The 19339-nt window shown below is 62.5% G+C and carries 19 protein-coding genes; 9 read left to right on the top strand and 10 right to left on the bottom strand.

The genetic code is table 11. The annotated features are described in order from the left end of the window. Positions 1 to 8 precede the first annotated feature (8 nt). Both ACP15V_RS16895 and ACP15V_RS16900 read left to right on the top strand, forming a co-directional pair. Positions 9 to 1706, top strand: a complete 1698-nt coding sequence (locus ACP15V_RS16895) for an ABC transporter permease (RefSeq protein ID WP_424944885.1) — start codon at positions 9 to 11, stop codon at positions 1704 to 1706. Beyond that, positions 1699 to 2346 (top strand): ATP-binding cassette domain-containing protein, encoded by a 648-nt coding sequence (locus ACP15V_RS16900; RefSeq protein WP_424944886.1) that lies wholly within the window; start codon positions 1699 to 1701, stop codon positions 2344 to 2346. Before ACP15V_RS16895 ends, ACP15V_RS16900 begins: the two co-directional genes overlap by 8 nt. Here the strand turns inward: ACP15V_RS16900 and ACP15V_RS16905 are convergent. Then, positions 2327 to 5776 (bottom strand): indolepyruvate ferredoxin oxidoreductase family protein, encoded by a 3450-nt coding sequence (locus ACP15V_RS16905; protein ID WP_424944887.1) that lies wholly within the window; start codon positions 5774 to 5776, stop codon positions 2327 to 2329. The two genes, ACP15V_RS16900 and ACP15V_RS16905, sit on opposite strands and share 20 nt — an antisense overlap. 159 nt (positions 5777 to 5935) lie before the next feature. Here ACP15V_RS16905 and ACP15V_RS16910 point away from each other — a divergent pair, with 159 nt between their 5' ends. The 4 genes from ACP15V_RS16910 (at position 5936) to ACP15V_RS16925 (ending at position 8394) form a co-directional block, all read left to right on the top strand. Beyond that, a complete protein-coding gene (locus ACP15V_RS16910) occupies positions 5936 to 6400 on the top strand; it encodes an Lrp/AsnC family transcriptional regulator (protein ID WP_424944888.1) in 465 nt (154 codons plus the stop codon). A gap of 91 nt (positions 6401 to 6491) precedes the next feature. Next, positions 6492 to 7223 (top strand): energy-coupling factor ABC transporter ATP-binding protein, encoded by a 732-nt coding sequence (locus ACP15V_RS16915; RefSeq protein ID WP_424944889.1) that lies wholly within the window; start codon positions 6492 to 6494, stop codon positions 7221 to 7223. Beyond that, the gene (locus ACP15V_RS16920; RefSeq protein ID WP_424944890.1) at positions 7198 to 7824 is read left to right on the top strand and encodes an energy-coupling factor transporter transmembrane component T family protein; all 627 of its coding nucleotides are present in this window, start codon (positions 7198 to 7200) and stop codon (positions 7822 to 7824) included. Before ACP15V_RS16915 ends, ACP15V_RS16920 begins: the two co-directional genes overlap by 26 nt. A 24-nt stretch (positions 7825 to 7848) precedes the next feature. Continuing rightward, positions 7849 to 8394 (top strand): biotin transporter BioY, encoded by a 546-nt coding sequence (locus ACP15V_RS16925; protein WP_424944891.1) that lies wholly within the window; start codon positions 7849 to 7851, stop codon positions 8392 to 8394. A gap of 33 nt (positions 8395 to 8427) precedes the next feature. Here ACP15V_RS16925 and uraH read toward each other — a convergent pair whose 3' ends face one another. Both uraH and ACP15V_RS16935 read right to left on the bottom strand, forming a co-directional pair. Next, entirely contained in the window at positions 8428 to 8793 is a 366-nt protein-coding gene (gene uraH, locus ACP15V_RS16930) for a hydroxyisourate hydrolase (RefSeq protein ID WP_424944892.1), read from the bottom strand. A 41-nt stretch (positions 8794 to 8834) separates the two neighbouring features. After that, entirely contained in the window at positions 8835 to 9854 is a 1020-nt protein-coding gene (locus ACP15V_RS16935) for a type I glyceraldehyde-3-phosphate dehydrogenase (RefSeq protein ID WP_424944893.1), read from the bottom strand. 217 nt (positions 9855 to 10071) lie between these two features. Between ACP15V_RS16935 and ACP15V_RS16940 the strand changes: the two genes are divergently transcribed. Then, positions 10072 to 10575, top strand: coding sequence for a cytochrome b (locus tag ACP15V_RS16940; protein ID WP_424944894.1), 504 nt, complete (start codon positions 10072 to 10074; stop codon positions 10573 to 10575). 182 nt (positions 10576 to 10757) lie between these two features. On the opposite strand, the gene ACP15V_RS16945 is transcribed toward ACP15V_RS16940, so the two are convergent. The 7 genes from ACP15V_RS16945 to ACP15V_RS16975 form a co-directional block, all read right to left on the bottom strand. Next, a complete protein-coding gene (locus ACP15V_RS16945) occupies positions 10758 to 11528 on the bottom strand; it encodes a methyltransferase domain-containing protein (RefSeq protein ID WP_424944895.1) in 771 nt (256 codons plus the stop codon). Then, positions 11525 to 12154 carry a pimeloyl-ACP methyl esterase BioG family protein gene (locus ACP15V_RS16950; RefSeq protein WP_424944896.1) on the bottom strand — a complete coding sequence of 210 codons (630 nt, stop codon included), beginning with the start codon at positions 12152 to 12154 and terminating at the stop codon, positions 11525 to 11527. The genes ACP15V_RS16945 and ACP15V_RS16950 overlap by 4 nt, the downstream gene beginning before the upstream one ends. Further along, entirely contained in the window at positions 12151 to 13449 is a 1299-nt protein-coding gene (gene bioA, locus ACP15V_RS16955; protein WP_424944897.1) for an adenosylmethionine--8-amino-7-oxononanoate transaminase, read from the bottom strand. Before bioA ends, ACP15V_RS16950 begins: the two co-directional genes overlap by 4 nt. Further along, positions 13446 to 14066 carry a dethiobiotin synthase gene (bioD, locus tag ACP15V_RS16960; RefSeq protein WP_424944898.1) on the bottom strand — a complete coding sequence of 207 codons (621 nt, stop codon included), beginning with the start codon at positions 14064 to 14066 and terminating at the stop codon, positions 13446 to 13448. The genes bioA and bioD overlap by 4 nt, the downstream gene beginning before the upstream one ends. After that, a complete protein-coding gene (locus tag ACP15V_RS16965) occupies positions 14063 to 15220 on the bottom strand; it encodes an 8-amino-7-oxononanoate synthase (protein WP_424944899.1) in 1158 nt (385 codons plus the stop codon). The genes bioD and ACP15V_RS16965 overlap by 4 nt, the downstream gene beginning before the upstream one ends. Then, positions 15217 to 16287, bottom strand: a complete 1071-nt coding sequence (gene bioB / locus ACP15V_RS16970; RefSeq protein ID WP_424944948.1) for a biotin synthase BioB — start codon at positions 16285 to 16287, stop codon at positions 15217 to 15219. The genes ACP15V_RS16965 and bioB overlap by 4 nt, the downstream gene beginning before the upstream one ends. 123 nt (positions 16288 to 16410) lie before the next feature. Beyond that, positions 16411 to 16860 carry an Lrp/AsnC family transcriptional regulator gene (locus tag ACP15V_RS16975; protein ID WP_424944900.1) on the bottom strand — a complete coding sequence of 150 codons (450 nt, stop codon included), beginning with the start codon at positions 16858 to 16860 and terminating at the stop codon, positions 16411 to 16413. A gap of 130 nt (positions 16861 to 16990) precedes the next feature. Between ACP15V_RS16975 and ACP15V_RS16980 the strand changes: the two genes are divergently transcribed. After that, a complete protein-coding gene (locus ACP15V_RS16980) occupies positions 16991 to 18145 on the top strand; it encodes an amidohydrolase (RefSeq protein WP_424944901.1) in 1155 nt (384 codons plus the stop codon). Continuing rightward, positions 18145 to 19329: a diaminopropionate ammonia-lyase gene (locus tag ACP15V_RS16985; protein WP_424944902.1), complete on the top strand. Its 1185-nt coding sequence runs from the start codon at positions 18145 to 18147 to the stop codon at positions 19327 to 19329. The genes ACP15V_RS16980 and ACP15V_RS16985 overlap by 1 nt, the downstream gene beginning before the upstream one ends. Positions 19330 to 19339: the final 10 nt, after the last annotated feature.

Raw genomic sequence — 19339 nt, forward strand, 5'->3', positions numbered from 1 at the left:
AGGGTCAGATGTCACCACGCCATCGATTTCTTCCACTATTACCGTCGCTGACCCTGCTGGCGATGCTGGGGCCGGTGGCCGCAGGGCTTTACGGAACGATCTTGCCGGCCTTTGGGCATTTGCCAGCGGCAGGGCTGACCGGTCCCTCGCTGGATCCGATGCGTGATCTGATCGCCTGGCCGGGGTTCTGGCCCTCTGTGCGGCTGTCCTTTGTAACTGGAATGGTTGCGGCGGGCCTGTCCTTGGGCATCGTGGCCCTGATCCTCGCCGGGTGGGCGGGCACACCGACCTTTCGCTGGGTCGAACGTGCGCTGGCCCCGCTGTTGTCGGTGCCACACGCGGCGGCCGCGTTTGGGTTGGCGTTCCTGATTGCTCCGTCAGGGTGGATCGCCCGCCTGTTTTCACCTTGGCTGACCGGGTGGGACCGCCCGCCCGACCTGTTGATCTTGCAAGACCCGTGGGGCATGTCGTTGATCGCGGGCATGGTGATGAAAGAAGTACCGTTCCTGCTGCTGATGTCCATCGCGGCCCTGGGGCAGGTCAACGGCGCGCGCCGCCTGTTGGTCGCGCAATCTTTGGGCTATGGGCGCGTGTCCGGGTGGCTGTTCGCGGTGTTCCCAGCGATTTATACACAAATCCGCCTGCCGGTGTTGGTAGTGCTGGCCTGGTCGATGTCGGTTGTGGATGTGGCGATCATTTTGGGCCCGTCCACGCCGTCGACCTTGTCGGTGCAGATCGTACGCTGGATGTCCGACCCTGATCTGGCCTTTCGCCTGCGCGCCGCGGCGGGGGCGCTGGTGCAATTGGGGCTGGTGGCGGCGGGCATTGGCCTCTGGATCGGGTTTGAACGGCTTGTGACGCGCCTCAGCGCCGCTGTGGCGTATCGCGGGCAGCGATGGGGGGCAGGGCCTGCACCGCGCGCCTTGGGGCTTCTGGGGGCGCTCTCAGTCGCGCTCCTGCTGTTTTTGGGCCTGATCAGTCTCTTGATTTGGTCCTTTGCCGGGTTTTGGAGCTTTCCCGACCTGTTCCCCGACCAATTCACCTTACGCAGCTGGCACCGCCACGGGGCGGGCAGTTGGGTTGCCATTGGCGAAACCGCCTGGATTGCAGTGATTGCGGTGGGTTTGGGTCTGTTTTTAACCCTCGGCTGCCTAGAAGCGGAGGAACGCTATGACCTGCGCCTGACCCGGCGGGGCATGTGGCTCTTGTATCTGCCCCTTTTGGTGCCACAGGTGGCGTTTCTGCCCGGATTGCAGACCCTGATGTTGACCCTCGGGGTCGAGACGGGCAGGGGGGCCGTGGTGCTGGCGCATCTGGTGTTTGTGCTGCCCTATTTGCGCCTGTCGCTGCAGGATCCCTGGATGCACTGGGATCGGCGGCAGGCGGTGGTGGCCGCGGCGCTTGGGGCCTCTGCCGACCGAATCTTGTGGCGGGTGCGCTTGCCGATGCTGCTTGCGCCGATCCTCACGGCCATCGCTGTGGGGGTATCGGTGTCGGTGGGGCAATATTTGCCGACGCTTCTGGTGGGCGGGGGGCGGGTGGAAACCCTGACCACCGAGGCGGTGGCGCTGGCTTCGGGCGGGGATCGTCGGGCGATCGGCGTCTTTGGGCTGTTACAGGTCCTCGCGGCGATGCTGCCCTTTGCCTTGGCGCTGGCCATTCCGGCCTTTGTCTGGCGCAACCGAAAGGGGTTGAAACATGGATAACGTGCAAACCGGGCTGGCGTTCGATCAGGTGGAGATTTCACACGGCAATGCCCCCTTGGTGTCGCTGAACCGCGTGATTGGACCGGGCGAGGTTCTGACCATCATGGGGCCGTCCGGTGTGGGCAAATCCACCCTGCTTTCCGCTGTAACAGGGTCTTTGCCGACGGCGTTTTTCTGCACGGGCCGCATTCGTCTGAACGGCGCGGACATCACCGATCTGCCGCCGCACCAGCGCCGCGTCGGCATTCTCTTTCAGGACGCGCTGCTGTTTCCGCATATGTCGGTTGGGGCCAATCTGGCTTTCGGTCTTGCCCCCGGCGGCAGCCGCGCTGCGCGCCGGGCCAAGGTTGACACCGCGCTGGCCGAGGTGGATCTGACCGGTTTTGCCGACCGCGACCCCGCAACCCTGTCGGGTGGTCAACGCGCGCGCGTGGCGTTGATGAGGATGCTGTTGTCAGACCCGAAGGCGCTGTTGCTGGACGAGCCGTTCTCCGGCCTGGATGCAGATCTGCGCGCAAAGGTGCGCCGCCTTGTGTTTGACCGCGCAAAGGCGCGCGATCTGCCGGTGTTGATGGTGACCCACGATGCCGAAGATGCCGAGGCCGCCGACGGCGATGTGGTTACATTTTCGGCGGCGTGATCCCCAGAGACCGCAACGCCGCGTTCACTTTGTCCATTTCTGCGGCAATGGCTGCGTCTTTCACCGGCCCAAAGCCGCGCATGTCGAGCGGTGCTGCGAGGATGGTTCTAATCCCCTCGCGGTCTTGAACCGATGAAGGGGTGGGCAGCTGTGCCAAGACGGATTCGTACCAGTCAATCAGACGCTGTTCCTGCCGTCGTTCTGCCGTGTGGCCAAAGGGGTTCGCAACGCTGCCGCGCAGGAATTTCAACCGGGTCAGCACGCAGAACGCCGATTTCATCCACGGCCCAAACTGCCGTTTTCCCGGTCGGCCCCGACTGTCGGTTTCGCCCGCGAAACCCGGCGGGGAAAGGTGGTAGTTGATGGTGAAGCCCGGCTCAAACTCCGTCTCTAATTCAGCCAAAAAGGCCGGATCGAGGTGCAGACGGGCCACTTCGAACTCGTCTTTATAAGCCATCAGTTTAAAGAGCGATTTGGCCGCGATCATCAGAAATTCCTCGCGATCAGACGTCGCCAGCCCATCGCGGAACCGAGTCAGCGTATCGCGATAACGCAGCGCGTAATCCGCATCCTGATACTCGGTTAAAATCGCGGCGCGACGCGCGATCAGCTCGGCCGCGGTCTGCGGAACCGGGGCAGGGGAGGGGGGCGCCAGCACGTCGGGCCGATCTGCCATCACCCGCCCCATGTCAAAGGCGCGCAGGTTTTGCTGGGTCGCCACACCGTTCAGATTGATCGCCTGTCGCAAAGCCTCTTCACCCACCGGCACCAGCCCTTTTTGCCAGGCAAAGCCCAGCATCATCACATTGGCAAAGACCGCGTCGCCCAACAGGCGTTCAGCCATGGCGTTGGCATCAAAGCCCGACAGGTTTCCATCGCCAATCGCACCCGCAATCACCGCGACCCGCTGATCTACCTTCAGATCCGCGTCGCGGTTCAGCACCACGTCACCTGTTGGCATTTCCGCGTGGTTCAGCACCATCCGCGTGCCGTTGCGGTAATGCATCGACGCTTTCGGGGCCGAGCTGACAACCACGTCGCAGCCAATCACCGCATCCGCCATGCCCTGATCAATGCGCACCTGGTGGATCGCGTCGGGGCTGCGGCCCAGCCGAATGTAACTCAGCACCGTGCCGAATTTCTGCGCAAATCCGGTGAAATCGAGCACGCTTGATCCTTTGCCTTCCAGATGGGCCGCCATGGTGATCAGCGCGCCAACGGTGACCACACCCGTCCCCCCGACGCCCGTGACCAGTAGGTCAAAGGGGGCTGTAAGGGGGGGCAGGGTGGGCGTGGGCAGGCCGTCAAGCAGCGGGGCCAAGTCCACCGCGGCCCCGGTTTTCTTACGCCGTTTGGCACCTTCGACCGTGACAAAGCTGGGGCAAAACCCTTCGAGGCAGGAAAAATCCTTGTTGCAGCTCGATAGGTTCACCTTGCGCTTTCGGCCAAATTCGGTGTCGATCGGCTCGATGCTCAGGCAATTGGACGCAACCGAGCAATCGCCGCAGCCTTCGCAGACCAGCGGGTTGATCACGGCGAACCGTTTCGGGTCCTCCATCGTGCCGCGCTTGCGCCGGCGGCGTTTTTCCGTGGCGCAGGTCTGTTCGTACAAGATCACCGTCACGCCGGGAATGTCGCGCATCTGGCGCTGCACCATGTCCAGATCCTTGCGGTCGTGGAAATGCGTGCCACGGGGGAAATCGCCGGGGTTGAATTTGGAAATATCGTCCGAGATCAGCGCGATGTGATCCACCCCTTCGGCGCGGCAGGTCTGCGCAATGCCCTGCACCGAAATCGGCCCATCCACCGGCTGCCCGCCGGTCATCGCCACCGCGTCATTGTAGAGGATTTTAAAGGTCACATTGGTGTTCGCGGCCACCGCCTGCCGGATCGCCAGAGACCCGGAATGATACCAGGTGCCTTCGCCCAGGTTCTGGAACATATGCTTGCCGCCGTTGAATTTCGACGCCACCACATGCGGCACCCCTTCGCCGCCCATTTGTGCGTAACCGCCCGTGTTGCGCCCCATCCAGCTGGCCATCACGTGGCAACCAATGCCGGACGCCGCGCGCGACCCATCTGGCACGCGGGTTGAGGTATTATGCGGACAGCCCGAGCAGAAATAGGGCGTTCTGGTGGCCCCGGGCACGCTGAGCGACAATTTGGGAGGGGCCGTCAGGGCCCGGGCCTTGTCGACCAGACCTTCGGAAGGGAAAAACCGGTCCAGCCGCTCCGCGATGTAAGGGACAAGCGACAGGGGGCTCAGCTCTCCGGTCCAGGGCAACAGCGGGTCGCCTGCCGCGCGATGCTTGCCCACCATCTTTTCCGGCTTATCGCCGGGCCAGTCATAGAAATATTCCTTGAACTGGCTTTCGATGATGCCACGTTTTTCCTCGATCACCATCACCTCTTCCTTGCCGCGCACAAACGCGAGCGCATCGCGGCGCGCAAGCGGCCAGACCATGCCAACCTTGTAAATGTCGATGCCCAACCGGCGGCACGCGGCCTCATCCAGACCCAGCAGGCGCAGAGCCTCCATCAGGTCCAGATGCCCTTTGCCGGTGGTGACAAAGCCGAATGTCGCGTCCTTCACATCATAAATGCGCCGGTCGATCGGGTTGGCTTCGACAAAGGCCTCCACTGCGGCCAGCTTGTATTCGATCCGTTTCTCAATCTCGGGGCTGGGCAGGTCTGACGGGCGGATGTGCAGCCCACCAGGGGGCAGGTCAATCTTGGGGTAAGAAAAGACCCTATCCTTGCGCAATTCGACCGATTGGCCGCTTTCGACCGTTTCGGAAATCGCTTTGAACCCCACCCATGTGCCGGAAAACCGGGACAGGGCCAGACCGTATTCTCCGAACTCAAGGTATTCGCCCACCGACGCCGGGTTCAGCGTGGGCATGAACCAGGACATGAAGGCCACGTCGGATTGATGCGGCATGGATGACGAGACACAGCCATGGTCATCCCCCGCCACCACCAGCACGCCGCCCTTGGGGGCCGACCCATAGGCGTTCCCGTGTTTCAGCGCATCGCCCGACCGATCCACCCCCGGCCCCTTGCCGTACCACATGGAAAACACACCCTCGACCTCGCAATCCGGGTCCAGCGTGGCCTGTTGCGCGCCCAACACGGCGGTCGCACCCAGGTCTTCGTTGACTGCGGGCATGAAGGTGATGTTGTGGGATTTGGTTTGTTCGCGCGCCTTCCAAAACTCCAGATCCAGCGCCCCCAGGGGCGATCCGCGATAGCCCGACACGAAGCCCGCCGTGTTCAACCCCGCCGCCCGGTCGCGCCGCGCCTGATCGAACATGATCCGCACCAGGGCCTGCGTGCCGGTCAGGAAAACCCGGCCATTGGGTTTCGTGTATCGATCCTCCAACCGATAGGCGGCGAGGTTCGGCGTGTGGTCGGCGGCGTGGTAGGTCATGGGGACACCCTTCTGCGTTGGGGCTTGCGAACTGAAAATTCTGAACGGGTTCACCAATATTCATTCAGAATACGTGGGTAAGGTGACCAAAAAACTGGCCGAAACCGGAACTATGTGGATAAAGTGATCAATGAGAGGCAAAATTTGAAACGAGCTGTCATGATCCCTGATGAAATTGACTGGAAACTGCTGTCCCTGTTGCAGCGCGACTGCCGCATCTCCAACGCGGATCTTGCCGAAAAGGCGGGCCTGTCGGCCTCGTCCTGCTGGCGGCGGGTGCGTGCGTTGGAAGAGGCGGGGTTGATCCGACGATATGCCGCGCAGCTGGACGCCGCCCGCGCCGGGATGGGGTTTCAGGCGATGGTCCATGTGCAGCTGACGCGCCACGACCCGGACAAACTGGCCGAGTTCATTCGCGTGATCGAAACCCGCCCCGAGGTGGTCGAATGTTTCGCCACCACCGGGCAGGCGGATTATCATTTGCGGGTGATCGTGCGTGACCTGGAGGCCTATAACCATTTTCTGGAAAAAGTGCTGTTTCGCCTGCCGGCCGTGGACAGTGCGCAGACCAATGTGATCTTGCGCAGTGTGAAATCGTTCCAGGGGATTTCGCCATCACACTAACTGCGGATCGCAATTCCATCAGGAACCTCGTAAAAGCACCGAAACGGGTGCGAATCCGGTGGGCCAGATCTTTTTGGGGACAGACGTGACGATGAACGCGCCAACCACAGGTGTGACACTGGATCGGGTGCAGTTTGCGCGCGATGGCAAGGTGATCTTGCCCGACCTGTCCCTGACGGTGGATGCCGCGCGGGTGGGGGTTGTGGGCCGCAACGGCTCTGGCAAAACCACGCTGTCGCGGCTGGTGGCGGGGCTGATCCTGCCCGATCAGGGGCATGTACGGGTGGCCGGGATTGATCCGGGGCAGGACCGCAAAGCGGCGCTGACCACGGTGGGGATCCTCTTTCAAAACCCCGACCACCAGATCATCTTTCCCACCGTGATCGAAGAGCTGAGCTTTGGCCTGACCCAGCTTGGGCAAACCCGACAGGACGCGGAAAAACAGGCTCTATCCCTGCTGACAGAGTATGATGTGCCTCATTGGGCCGACGCCCATGTCAGCCGCCTGTCGCAGGGGCAGAAACAACTGGTCTGCCTGATGGCGGTGCTGGCGATGCAGCCAAAACTGTTGATCCTCGACGAGCCGTTTTCCGGGTTGGACCTGCCGACCCGCGCGCAGCTGTCGCGGCGCTTGGCGGGGTATGCGGGGCAGATCCTGCATGTGACTCACGCGCCCGAGGATCTGCGCGAGTATGATCAGGTGATCTGGCTCGATCAGGGGCAGCTTGCGGGGCAGGGGGCGCCGGGGGCGGTTCTGCGCGACTACGTGAATGAGATGCAGCGGCAAGGAGAGAGTGATGATCTCACTGACCTCGCCGGTTAAGACCCGTGCCCATGATTGGCCCGCGGGGCTGAAGCTTGGACTTTTGGCGCTGGCCACGGTGGCGCTTTTTGCTGCGCGCAGCGTGCCGCCGCAAATCCTCGGGTTTGGCTTGATGGTGTCGCTTTACCTTTTGCCGGGGCGCGACTTTGCGCAGGCCGGGTGGCGCGCGGTGCGGATCATCTGGCCGTTTGTGGTGCTGATTGCGCTTTGGCATCTGGTGACAGCGGATTATGCAAACGGCGTGGTGATTGTGCTGCGGATGATCACCGCCGTGGGACTGGCCAATCTGGTCACGATGACCACGAAACTGTCCGATTTTATCGCGGTGATCCGCTGGCTGGCCCAGCCGCTGCGCCGCCTTGGCTTGCGGTCCGAGGTGTTGGAAGTGGCGATTGGCCTGGTGATTCGCTTCACCCCGGTTCTGGTCGAGAAAGGCCAGGCGCTGCGCATGGCGTGGCGGGCCCGATCTGCCCGGCGCCCCAGTTGGCGCATCGTGCTTCCGTTTACCGTGCAGGCCCTGGACGACGCCGATCATGTCGCCGACGCCCTGCGCGCGCGCGGCGGGTTTGAGGCCATGCAAATCACTAATAAAACAAGATAAAACGATCCTGAAGGAGTGAGGGTTATGGAACGCAATGTCACACTGATCGCGCTGTTTGCGGCGCTGATCGCCGCGCTGGGGCTGATCCCGGCCATTTCACTGGGGTTCGGCGTGCCGATCACCGCGCAAAGCCTGGGCGTGATGCTGTGCGGCACCGTGTTGGGGGCCAAACGTGGCGCGCTTGCGGTGCTGCTGTTTTTGCTGCTGGTTGCGATTGGCCTGCCGCTTTTGGCGGGTGGGCGCGGGGGGCTTGGCGTCTTTGCCGGGCCGACGGTTGGCTTCATCGTGGGCTTCCCGATCGGCGCCTTTGTGATCGGGTTGATCGTGGAAAAGATGCGTGCGGGCAATCTGGCCGTTGTCGCCGGTTTGGCGGCGATGGTCGGCGGGATTGTCGTGGTTTATATCTTCGGCATCGCCGGATTTGCCATGGTGACCGGCAAGAGCATCGCGGCCTCGACCACCATCATGGCGCCGTTCATTCCGGGCGACATCATCAAGGCGGTGATTGCGGGCCTGCTGACACAGGCGCTTTACAAAGCACGGCCAGAAAGCGTGCTGTCGCGCGCCTGATCCCTGGCGCATTCGGCTGGAACAGGGTCGAACTTAGCTGCCGCGATAGGTGGAATAGCCGTAGGGCGACAAAAGAAGGGGCACATGGTAATGGGCCTCTTCCGCCATGCCGAACCGGATCGGCACCTGGTCCAGAAACAGCGGGTCTTCCCCGGCTTGACCCGTTTGCCGCAGATAATCCCCGCAAAAGAAAATCAGCTCATACGTGCCGGGTTTGAACTGGCTTTGGGGCAGGATCGGCGCATCGGTGCGCCCGTCCGCATTGGTCACGGTTTCTGCAAGTTTCTCATGCGCAGTGCCGGTGATGCGATAAAGCGCAATGGTGATCCCTTCGGCGGGGCGGCCGCGGGCCGTATCAAGCACATGGGTGGTCAGATAACCGGATGTGGTGTCGGACATGGGGGCCTCCGTTGCGGGTTCAGCTGTTGATCGGATGATTGTCAACAATCCACACCCTGCCGCATCATGCGCGCCATGTCGAGCATGCGGTTGGAAAACCCCCATTCATTGTCATACCAGCCAAAGACCCGCAAAAGCCCACCGGGGCTGACCGACAGCTCCGGCCCGGCGATGACCAGGCTTTCGGGGCGCATTCGCAGATCGGACGACACCAATGGTTCTTCGGTCCAGCCCAGAACCGGGCTGGCACGCGCAATCTCTTTCAGGCGGGTGCGGGCGATGGTTTCAGGGATCTCGTTTTCCAGCTCGACCACAAGATCAATGCAGGACACCGACGCGGTCGGCACGCGAATGGCGCGCGCTTCGATCTTGCCCGCAAGTGCCGGCAACACCTTGCCCACCAGTTGATGGGCGGATGTGGTGGTGGGCACCATCGACAGCGCGGCGGCGCGCGAACGCGCCGGGTTGGCACGGGGTTTATCGACGGTGGGTTGGCTGCCGGTATAACAATGCACCGTGGTCATATGCCCACCAATCAACCCCCATTCCCGGTCGATCACCGCCAAAAGCGGCGCGAGGGCGTTTGTGGTACAAGAGGCGTTCGAAATGATCTTCTGATCGCGCAGGTCATGATCATTTGCCCCCAAAACCACAGTGATATCAGCCTCTTCTGAGGGGCCGGAGATCAGAACCCGCCCCGCACCTGCCGCCAATCCGCGTTCCGCCATCGCGCGTTTGCCGGCCATGCCGGTGCATTCAAAGACGATATCCACATCCGACAGATCCATCACGCTGATGTCGGGATGCGCGTGGAACGGGATGCTCTGCCCATCTACCGTCAAGGCCTCGTCCCCGTGGGTCACCTCGCCGGGCCACGGGCCAAACACGCTGTCATATTTGAACAGATAGGCGCAGGTCTCTAACGGTTCGATATCATTGATGAAAACAACCTCGAACTCGCCTCGATCCGCCAACAGGATGCGCAGGATCGACCGGCCAATCCGGCCAAATCCATTGAGACCAATTCTGATTTTGCGATTGGGCGACATATCGGGCGACATGGGGGGCTCCAGCCAGGACTAACCGGATCAGAGAACGCCAAGGCGAGGGAGGGTTCAAGGGAAAACTGCGGCTGTGACGCATTGGTGGGACTGGATGTCGGGAACTGGCCCCAGCCCGGCCCGGAACCTTTTTTTGCGAAAGGCGACGGAAAGCAAAACCCCATGCGTAACAGCTGTATGGGCCCCTGTCGGAGGGGCACGCAAAGACGAGGACGCCATGACCCGGAAAATGACACCCCCCAAGGGATATTCCCTCAGCCAGATCCGCCTGCATTGGATCGTTGCCGCATTGATCGCCGCGCAATATCTGTTCAAAGAAGCAATTGGCGACGCCTGGCAGACCTATGTGCAAGGCGGAGAGATTACATTTAACCCATTGATCTTCCTTCATATTGCGGGCGGGACGCTGATCTTTCTCTTCGTCCTTTGGCGTCTTGTGTTGCGCAAAACGCGCGGCGCCCCAACCCCACCCGAAGGCGAGGCCCCGGCCCTGAAATTCATCGCTCACCTGACCCATTGGACGCTTTATGCGCTGCTGATCCTGATGCCGGTGACCGGGGCGTTGGCCTGGTTTGGCGACGTTGGGCAGGCCGCCTTTGCCCATGATGTGCTGAAACTGCCGCTCTTGGTCCTGTCGATCCTGCATGTGCTGGCCGCGCTGTTTCATCAGTTCGTGTTGAAGACCGATTTGATCGCCCGGATGAAAACCGCGGAAAGCTGATCCTTGGTGCGGCCACTCAGAGGGGTCCCCAACTTGCCATCGGGGGCCCGACTGCGGGACCCGAACCCCTTTCGCGGCGGGTGAAAACTTTAAAGTTTTTAAAGGGTCAAACCGGAAACTTTAAAGTTTTTGCAGGGCGCAAAGCAAAAGTTTAAACTTTTGCACCGCACCCGATCCGTGGGTCAGCCGCGTTTCTGCGCAATCACCCAGACCGGATGATAGGTCAGCGGCACCCGCCCGCCCCTCTCGAACTGGTCGCGATAGGTGTCACAAAACGCGCGCAGCCGGGCCTTGGTCCAGACCGCGCGCGCAGCGCCATTCACGCCGGTGGCGCGCAGATGGCGCAGCACATCCTGTGGCGAGGTAAACCAAAGCCGATGTTCCCGCCCGCGCGCGTCATGGATCTGAAACCGATCTGTGCCAAGCGCCGCCGCCAGCGTGCCTGCCGAACACAGGCCCGGGGCCTGCGCGTCCGACCCAAGCGCGGCCAGTTCGTGATATTGCATCGGCCCAAACCCGGACAGGGCCAACCACCCGCCGGGCGCCAGCGCGCGCCCTGCCCGCGCCACCAATGCCGCCGGGTCCGTCATCCATTGCAGGGTTGAGGCCGAGGTGATCAGGTCGGGCGTGTCGGGCCAGGGCGTATGGCGAATGTCTCCGGGCAGAAAGTCCGCCTGATGCGCGTGCGCCACCTCTGCCGCGCCGGGCACCAGATCGTTCAGGGTCAGATGTTCAATCTGAAACCGGTCCCGCAACGCGCGGGTCAGATGCCCGGTGCCGCAGCCAAATTCAAACCCGCGCGCAAAGCGGGCTGGCGCGCCGTGGTGCTGCAACCGCCGCGCCAGCCCTTCGGCGATCACGGCCTGTATTGTGGCATTGGCGTGGTAGGAGTGGAAATTGCGGGCAAAGCTGCGGCCCACTTTCGCGGCAGAGGAGGGCAGATGCGCGGTCATCTTAGCCAATCCTTCCATGTCTGACCTTCGGCAAACGGCATATGTGGTGCGTCGATCTCGGTCACACGATCCGCCTGATCGGCCCAAGCGGCGCGTTGGGCGGCGGCGGGGATGATCCGGTCTTTGGTGGAAATCCAGATCTTGTCGAAGCGCCTTGTCGGGGCGGCACCACGATCTGCGATGGCCCACAGCTCCTCCCGGCGGGCGGAGATGTTGATTTGCGGGGGAGTGGTTACCCCGGCGCGACGACAGAAGTGGGCGAAACTGGCGTCAGACAGACCTTCGGCGGTGGCGCGGACCCTGTCGGGGGCAATGCCTTTTTCCGGGTCGGCGGGGCAGGGGGTGCCGTTTATGGCGACCAGATGATCGGGGGCAAAGCCGGTCCGATCCAACCAATGCAGCGCGGAGGCGACACCAAAGGAATAGGCAAGGATAGAGACTGTTTCATAGGTTGTTTGGTTGGGAACACTCAGGTTGAGCGTGCGGTAATCGTCGATGAACAGCACGTCCGCCGCCCCTTCCTCATCCCCTGTTAGGGCTGAAAACGGCGCAGGGCCAAGCGCCCAGCCCCCGAAAATCAGGACCAGATGGGGTGCGCCCGTTTGTGTCAGCCAATGTGATGTCATCCGGCCCCCTTTGCGAGATCAACCATGGCAGCACTCACCCGCGAGAGATCATCCGGGGGGATCACGAAGGGCGGCATGCAATAGATGTTATGGGCAAAGGGGCGCAGCCAGACGCCGGTTTTTATGGCCGCTTTATGGGCCACGCGCGGGTCGACCCATTCGTGCATTTCAATGACCCCAATCGCCCCCAAAACCCGCACATCGCGCACGCCGGGCAGGGCACAAGCGGGGGCAAGTTCTTCGCGCAACTGGGTCTCTATTCCAGCAGTTTGAGCCTTCCAGGCGCCGTTTTCGATCAGTGACAAGCTCGCCACGCCCGCCGCGCAGGCCAGCGGATTGGCCATATAGGTGGGGCCATGCATGAAGACGCCCGCATCTGATTGGCCGATGCCATTAGCCACCTCGCGTGTTGTGACCGTGGCGGCAAACGAGATATGCCCGCCGGTGAGCGCCTTGCCGAGGCAGATGATATCGGGCGTGACGCCCGCAAGGTCGGCGGCAAACAGATGGCCGGTGCGGCCAAACCCGGTGGCGATCTCGTCAAAAATCAGCAACACGTCATGGGCCGCGCAGAGCGCCTTGGCACCGCGCAGCCAGTCCGGGTGATAGAAATACATGCCACCCGCGCCCTGCACCACGGGTTCGACGATGAGCGCGGCGATACGGTTGCCATGGTCGATGAGCAGTTTTGAAAGGGCAGCAAGGCCGTTTTGCACGGGATCCTCGGGCCAGTCCCGGGTGATGGTCACAGGGGGGCGGGGCAGGAAATGCTGGATCTGCAGCGCGCCGCGAAAGAGGCCATGCATGCCATTGACCGGATCACAGACCGACATCGCCTTCCAGGTGTCACCGTGGTATCCGCCGCGAATGGTGGCAAACTCCACCTTCTCGGCGTGGCCGGTGGCGATCTGATATTGCACCGCCATTTTCATGGCGACCTCGACGGACACCGACCCGCTGTCGCAATAGAAAATCCGGTCCAGCCCGTCGGGCAGGAGGCGCACCAGTTTGCGTCCCAGCTCAATCGCGGGATCATGGGTCAGCCCGCCGAACATCACATGGGGCAGCGTGTCGATCTGCCGTTTCATCGCGCTGGTGATGGCGGGGTGGCGGTGGCCGTGGATTGTGCACCACCAGGACGACATCGCATCGATCATCTGCCCGCCATCGTCGCGGGTCAGCATCACGCCCTCGGCCGCTGTGATCAGATGCATCGGGCCGGGGTCGGCCACATTGGTGTAGGGGTGCCAGAGGTGGGCGGCGTCAAACTCGCGGGACGAGAGCATATCTTTCATAGCGCCCCCCGAATGGTTGCCATGTCGATAGCGGTCATTGCGGCGCTCAGGGCGTCGGGGGCCAAGTCCGGCAAAGGGGCGAGGCGACCGAGATGGGGCACATTGCTCATCTCGGCAATCGTGTCTTCTACCTCGGGTTCCGGCGGGCCGTTGAAGATCACGCCAACCACGTTGCAGCCTGCATTTCGCAGCGCCATCAGCGAGAGCGTTGTGTGGTTGATTGTGCCAAGTTGCGTGCGCGCAACCAGCACAATCGGCGCGCCCCATTGGGCGAACAGGTCGAGGTAATAATGCTGTCGGGTCAGCGGCACCATCACGCCGCCCGCCCCTTCGACCACCAGCGGTCCGTCCGTATTCGGCAGGGATAGGGTCGAAAGATCAATCGTGACCCCCGCGTCTTCGGCAGACAGATGCGGTGAGGCGGGCATTGGCAGACGATAGGTTTCCGGCAGGATCTTGGCCCCGGTCAGGCGGGCCACCAATTCGCTGTCGGTTTCATCCTCCAGCCCCGACTGCACCGGTTTCCAATAGGTTGCCCCAAGCGCCATGGTCAGCCCGGCCGAGACAATGGATTTGCCAACCCCGGTGTTGGTGCCGGTCACGATAAGTGGTGTCATGCGGCGGGCTCCTTCTGCTGGTCGGCGCAGGTGTGGGCGATGGCGGTGAACAGGTCGGTGATCTGCGTGTGGGTCACATTGCCGGTGATCGAGACCCGCAGACGAGAGGTGCCGCGTGGTACGGTGGGCGGACGGATGCCGCGAATGTCAAACCCCTGCGCCTGCAGGGTGCTGGCTGCTGCCATGGTTGCCTCATCCCTGCCAAGAATGACGGGAGTGATCTGGCTGGGCAGATCGCCAAGCCCCAGATGCCGGGCGGCCTCGTCATGGGCGTGGCGAATGCGGGTTTGGGCCGCGATCACGCGGGCGGGGCTTTGCGCCAGGTCCGCCAGGACAGCGCGCACCAATGCGGCGTCAAAAGGCGAGGGGGCGGTGGCGAAGATGAAGGGCCGGGCGCGGTTGATCAACGTATCAATCATCACGCGCGCCCCGCAAATGAGCCCCCCGGACACACCGAGCCCCTTGCCGCAGGTGTGCAGGGTCAACAAATGGTCGCCAAGATGGGCGGCGGCACCATGGGCCAGACCTTCGCCGCGCGCGCCAAAGACGCCCGTGGCGTGGGCTTCGTCCACCACCAACACGGCGTTTTCATCGCGCGCGAGGGCGGCAAGATCAGCGAGCGGCGCGATGTCGCCTTCCATCGAATAGACGCTTTCCACCGCGATCCAGACCTGCCCGGTGCCCCCGTGCCTGCGCCACCCGGCCAGCACATCGCGGGCGGCGGTCACGTCATTATGGGCAAAGGGGCGCGTGTCCGCGCGGCTCAGACGCATCCCTTCATGGGCGGAAGCATGGACCAGCGCGTCATGTAAGATCAGATCACCCTTGGCGGGCAGGGTTGCGAAAATCGCCTGATTGGCTTGAAATCCACCGCCCATGTAAAGCGCGGCCTCGGTGCCGAAAAACGCGGCGGCGTCCTGTTCCAGCGTCTCATGTTCATCGTGATTGCCGCGCAGCAGGCGCGACCCGCCGGACCCCAGCGGCACGCCTCGCGACAGGGCCTCTTGGGCGGCGGCCCGCAACATGGCGGACCCGGCCAGGCCAAGGTAATCGTTTGAGGCAAAATCGACGCCCCCGCGCGGGATCAGATCCCGGCGGCGATGGCGCGCGGTGAGGGCGTCAAGCGCGCCGGAGAGGCGGGTGGTTACGCTCACCCGGCGGCCACGGTTTTGTCAGGTTGCGGTGTCGCGGTGAGACCAAAAGGGCGCAGGTTCGGCACGGGCGGTTTGGCCTGCTTGTCCGCGCACTCCATATGATCGGCGGCGACCATCGGGCTGATCCCCAGCTTGGCGAACAATGCCATATCGCGGTCTTCTTCCGGGTTGTCAGCGGTCAAGAGCGTCTCGCCGCAGAAGATTGAATTGGCCCCCGCAAAGAAACACATCGCCTGCATTTCGTCGGTCATGTCGGACCGCCCTGCCGACAGGCGCACATGCGAGGTCGGCATCAGGATGCGGGCGGTGGCGATGGCGCGGACAAAGTCGATCGGGTCAAGGGGTTTCACATCCGCCAGCGGCGTGTCGGCCTGCGGCATCAGCATATTGATCGGCACCGAGTCGGGGGCTTCTTCAAGGTTCGCGAGCGTGACCAGCATATCGACCCGGTCCTGGCCGTCTTCGCCCATGCCCAGAATGCCACCGGAACAGACCTTGATCCCCGCCTCGCGCACGCGGTTCAGCGTATCGATCCGGTCGGAAAACGTGCGGGTGGTGATGATCTCGGGGTAGAACCGTTCGGACGTGTCGACATTGTGGTTGTAATAATCAAGCCCGGCGTTTTTCAGGCGCAGCACCTGATTGTCCTCAAGCATCCCCAGCGTCATGCAGCTTTCCATGCCAAGCGCCTTCACGCCTTCGACCATGGCGACCAGCTGATCCATGTCGCGCTCTTTCGGTTCGCGCCAGGCCGCGCCCAAGCAATAGCGTGTGGCGCCCGCGTCTTTGGCTTTGCGCGCCTCGGACAAAACCCGTTCGACTTCGATCAGTTTCGAGGCGGAGAGTTTTGACCCGTTGCGCGCGGATTGTGAGCAATAGGCGCAGTCTTCGGCGCAGCCGCCGGTCTTGATCGACAGGAGCTTCGACATCTGCACCTTGTTGGGGTCGAAATGGGCGCGGTGCACGGTCTGGGCCTGAAACAGCAGGTCCATCAACGGCTGGTCATGGATGGCCTGGGCGTCGGCTTTGGTCCAGATCTTGCGGGTCTGATCGGCGCTGCTTTGCATATTATAGATAAAACTCCACATGGTGCGACTTGAGGGTGGATATTATCTATAAAAGAAAATGAGGCAAGAGAATTTTGCAGGCGCAGCAGGGCCGCGCCCGTGATGGGGTGGGGCAATGGGGTGTCACAGCACGTCGAGCGAGACCTTGACCCGGTCCATCACCACGGCGGTTTTGAAGCGGCTGATATTGCTTTCGTCAAAGAAATATTCCTGGGTGAAGGCTTCGTATTCCTGAATGTCTTTCACATTGAGGATCAACACAAAATCGCCTTCGCCGGTGGTGTAATAACACTGCTGCACAGAGGGTGCTGCGCGCATTTTGCGTTTGAATGCGTCCAGCGCGGCGCGGTTTTCGCGCGCCATCATCACCTCGACGATAATGGTCATTTCACGCCCCAGTTTTGCGGGGGACAGCACGGCGATTTCCTTCTCAATCGCGCCATTGCTGCGCAGTTTTTGCAGACGTTTTTGCACGGCGGGCGGCGAAAGGCCCACATCCTGGCTGATCGCCTCGGCGGTCATGCGGGTGTTGCCCTGCACCAGGCGCAGGATGGCGCGGTCTTTGTCGTCCATGTTCCGAAACCAATCGCTGTTATTTGAAACCGCGATGAATTTAATCGCGATATGGCGATATCATACCACAACCGGATCGATGCTGCGATAGAATGATCGCGACAAGCTGGAAGTGGATGCGGGGGAGTGGATGCGCGATTTTGCCGAAAGACTGACCACGCTGCGCCGCGCGTTTCACCGCGCGCCAGAGCTGGGATTTGCCGAGACGCAGACCAAGGCGACGGTTGCCGCGCATCTGCGGGGGCTGGGCATTGAGGTGCATGAAGGCGTCGGGGTGGTGGGTGTGATCCGCGCCGGAAACGGCAACCGCGCGATTGGGCTGCGCGCGGATATGGATGCCCTGCCGATCACCGAACGATCCTCCCATGATTACGTGTCGCAAACCTCCGGCGTGATGCATGCCTGTGGCCATGACGGGCATATGACCATGCTGCTGGGGGCCGCGGAACGGCTGGTTCGTGAAGGCGGGTTCGACGGCACCGTGGTGCTGATCTTCCAGCCGAACGAAGAACACGGGCTGGGCGCGCGTGCGATGATCGACGAAGGCGTTTTGACCCAACATCCGATGGATGAGGTTTATGCGATCCACAATCTGCCGGGCGCGCCCGTGGGGCAGGTCTCGTCCCGCGTGGGCCAGATCTGCGCCAGCGAAAGCCTGTTTGAGATCACCATCACCGGGCAGGGCGGCCATGCCTCGATGCCGCATGTGGGGGTGGATGCAATCACCGTCGGGGCCGAGCTGGTGTTGGCGCTGCAAACCATCGTGTCGCGAAAACTCGCCCCCGGTGCAGGTGCCGTGGTGTCGGTGACGGAGTTCCTGACCGATGGGATGCGCAATGTGTTGCCCGGTCAGGCGGTGCTGAAAGGCGACGTGCGCGCGCGGCTGCCGGAAGATCGTGAAGCGGTGGAGCACTTCATGCGCCAGATTGCAGGCGGGATTGCCACCAGCCATGGCGTCACCGTAGATGTCTCCTTCAACACGGAATTCATCGAGACCCTGAATGCCAAAGCCCCGACCGAAGCGGTTTACCGCGCGGGCGAGGCTGCTGGCTGCGAGGTGATCCGCGACCGTCCCCCGATGAGCTTTTCAGAAGATTTCGCCCATTTCAGCGCCGCCGTGCCGGGCTGTTTTCTGCTGATGGGCAATGGCGAAGAGGGGCCACACGGCCAGCCGCTTCATGCCGATGATTATGATTTCAACGATGCTCTGCTGCCAATTGGGGCAGAGTTCTGGGTGCAGCTGGTCCGCGACCGTCTGCCTGCCCGTGACAGAAAGGACGCGTGATGCATTCCGCATTTCAAACCGCCAAACTCGCCCATACCAAGGGCAACCCGCAGCCCGCCAACGCCGCCTTTACGGTTTTGTCCGAGAAGGATTTTGCCGACAGCTGGGCGGAAATCACCGCGTGGGAGGGCTATGCCCCGACCCCGCTTGTGTCGCTCTCTGGTATCGCCCGCGAAATTGGTGTGGCGGAGATCCACTATAAACACGAAGGTCCGCGTTTTGGGCTGGGCAGTTTCAAGGCGCTTGGCGGGTCTTACGCGGCAATGCGCGTTTTGGCGCGGGAGCTTTCGGCGCGGTTGGGGCAGGGCATCACGCCTGCCGATATTCGCGCGGGCAAATACGCGGAGGAGGTCGCGGGGATCACGCTGGTCTCTGCCACCGATGGCAACCACGGGCGCTCGTTGGCCTGGGGATGTCAGAACGTGGGCGCGCCCTGCCGGATTTATATCCACGCCGAGGTCAGCGAAGGCCGGGCCCAGGCGATGCGCGATCTGGGGGCCGAGGTGATCCGCATCAAAGGGGACTATGATGAAAGCGTGCTGTTGGCCAAATCCGAAGCGGAAGAAAACGGCTGGTTTGTGGTCTCGGATACCTCGTGGGAGGGCTATACCGAACCACCCCGCGACGTGATGGCGGGTTACGGCGTGATGACGCGCGAGGTTTGCGAGGCGCTCGATCAGCCGCCAACCCATGTGTTCTTGCAGGGCGGTGTCGGCGGGCTGGCGGCCTCGGTCGCGGCTGCGTTGCGCCAATATTGGGGTGAGGCTGCGCCGCGCGTGGTGATCGTGGAACCTGATCTGGCCGCCTGCCTGTTTGACAGCGCGCGGGCCGGACACCCCACCAACTTCGCGATCCAGCAGGAAACCATCATGGCGGGGCTGTCTTGTGGCGAACCCTCGGAAATGGCGTGGGAGATCCTGGCCGAGGAAGCCAGCGATTTCCTGACCATCCCCGACAGCATCGTCGCCCCCACCGTGCGCCTGTTGGCGCGGCCCGAATTTGGCGACAAGGTGATCGAAGCAGGCGAAAGCGCCGTGGCCGGGCTTGCCGCCCTGATCGCGGCGCGACAGGATGAAGGTCTGTCGGGTAAGCTGGGGCTGGATCGTGCCTCGCGCGTGCTGTTCATCGGGTCCGAAGGCGTGACCGACCCGGCGATCTATGCCGCGATCATGGCCGAGGAATAGGGGAGAGGCG

Source organism: Aliiroseovarius crassostreae, assembly GCF_049803815.1.
In the GTDB taxonomy this organism is placed as follows: Bacteria; Pseudomonadota; Alphaproteobacteria; order Rhodobacterales; family Rhodobacteraceae; genus Aliiroseovarius; species Aliiroseovarius crassostreae_A.

Bases quoted from the DNA above. Each gene is read 5' to 3' on its own strand.
- ACP15V_RS16915 (WP_424944889.1), top strand. From the start codon at position 6,492: ATGAACGCGCCAACCACAGGTGTGACACTGGATCGGGTGCAGTTTGCG.
- ACP15V_RS16985 (WP_424944902.1), top strand. From the start codon at position 18,145: ATGCATTCCGCATTTCAAACCGCCAAACTCGCCCATACCAAGGGCAAC.
- ACP15V_RS16940 (WP_424944894.1), top strand. From the start codon at position 10,072: ATGACCCGGAAAATGACACCCCCCAAGGGATATTCCCTCAGCCAGATC.
- ACP15V_RS16925 (WP_424944891.1), top strand. From the start codon at position 7,849: ATGGAACGCAATGTCACACTGATCGCGCTGTTTGCGGCGCTGATCGCC.
- ACP15V_RS16895 (WP_424944885.1), top strand. From the start codon at position 9: ATGTCACCACGCCATCGATTTCTTCCACTATTACCGTCGCTGACCCTG.
- ACP15V_RS16920 (WP_424944890.1), top strand. From the start codon at position 7,198: ATGATCTCACTGACCTCGCCGGTTAAGACCCGTGCCCATGATTGGCCC.
- bioD (WP_424944898.1), bottom strand. From the start codon at position 14,066: ATGACACCACTTATCGTGACCGGCACCAACACCGGGGTTGGCAAATCC.
- ACP15V_RS16900 (WP_424944886.1), top strand. From the start codon at position 1,699: ATGGATAACGTGCAAACCGGGCTGGCGTTCGATCAGGTGGAGATTTCA.
- uraH (WP_424944892.1), bottom strand. From the start codon at position 8,793: ATGTCCGACACCACATCCGGTTATCTGACCACCCATGTGCTTGATACG.
- ACP15V_RS16975 (WP_424944900.1), bottom strand. From the start codon at position 16,860: ATGGACGACAAAGACCGCGCCATCCTGCGCCTGGTGCAGGGCAACACC.
- ACP15V_RS16935 (WP_424944893.1), bottom strand. From the start codon at position 9,854: ATGTCGCCCGATATGTCGCCCAATCGCAAAATCAGAATTGGTCTCAAT.
- ACP15V_RS16980 (WP_424944901.1), top strand. From the start codon at position 16,991: ATGCGCGATTTTGCCGAAAGACTGACCACGCTGCGCCGCGCGTTTCAC.
- ACP15V_RS16945 (WP_424944895.1), bottom strand. From the start codon at position 11,528: ATGACCGCGCATCTGCCCTCCTCTGCCGCGAAAGTGGGCCGCAGCTTT.
- ACP15V_RS16950 (WP_424944896.1), bottom strand. From the start codon at position 12,154: ATGACATCACATTGGCTGACACAAACGGGCGCACCCCATCTGGTCCTG.
- bioB (WP_424944948.1), bottom strand. From the start codon at position 16,287: ATGCAAAGCAGCGCCGATCAGACCCGCAAGATCTGGACCAAAGCCGAC.
- bioA (WP_424944897.1), bottom strand. From the start codon at position 13,449: ATGAAAGATATGCTCTCGTCCCGCGAGTTTGACGCCGCCCACCTCTGG.
- ACP15V_RS16905 (WP_424944887.1), bottom strand. From the start codon at position 5,776: ATGACCTACCACGCCGCCGACCACACGCCGAACCTCGCCGCCTATCGG.
- ACP15V_RS16910 (WP_424944888.1), top strand. From the start codon at position 5,936: ATGATCCCTGATGAAATTGACTGGAAACTGCTGTCCCTGTTGCAGCGC.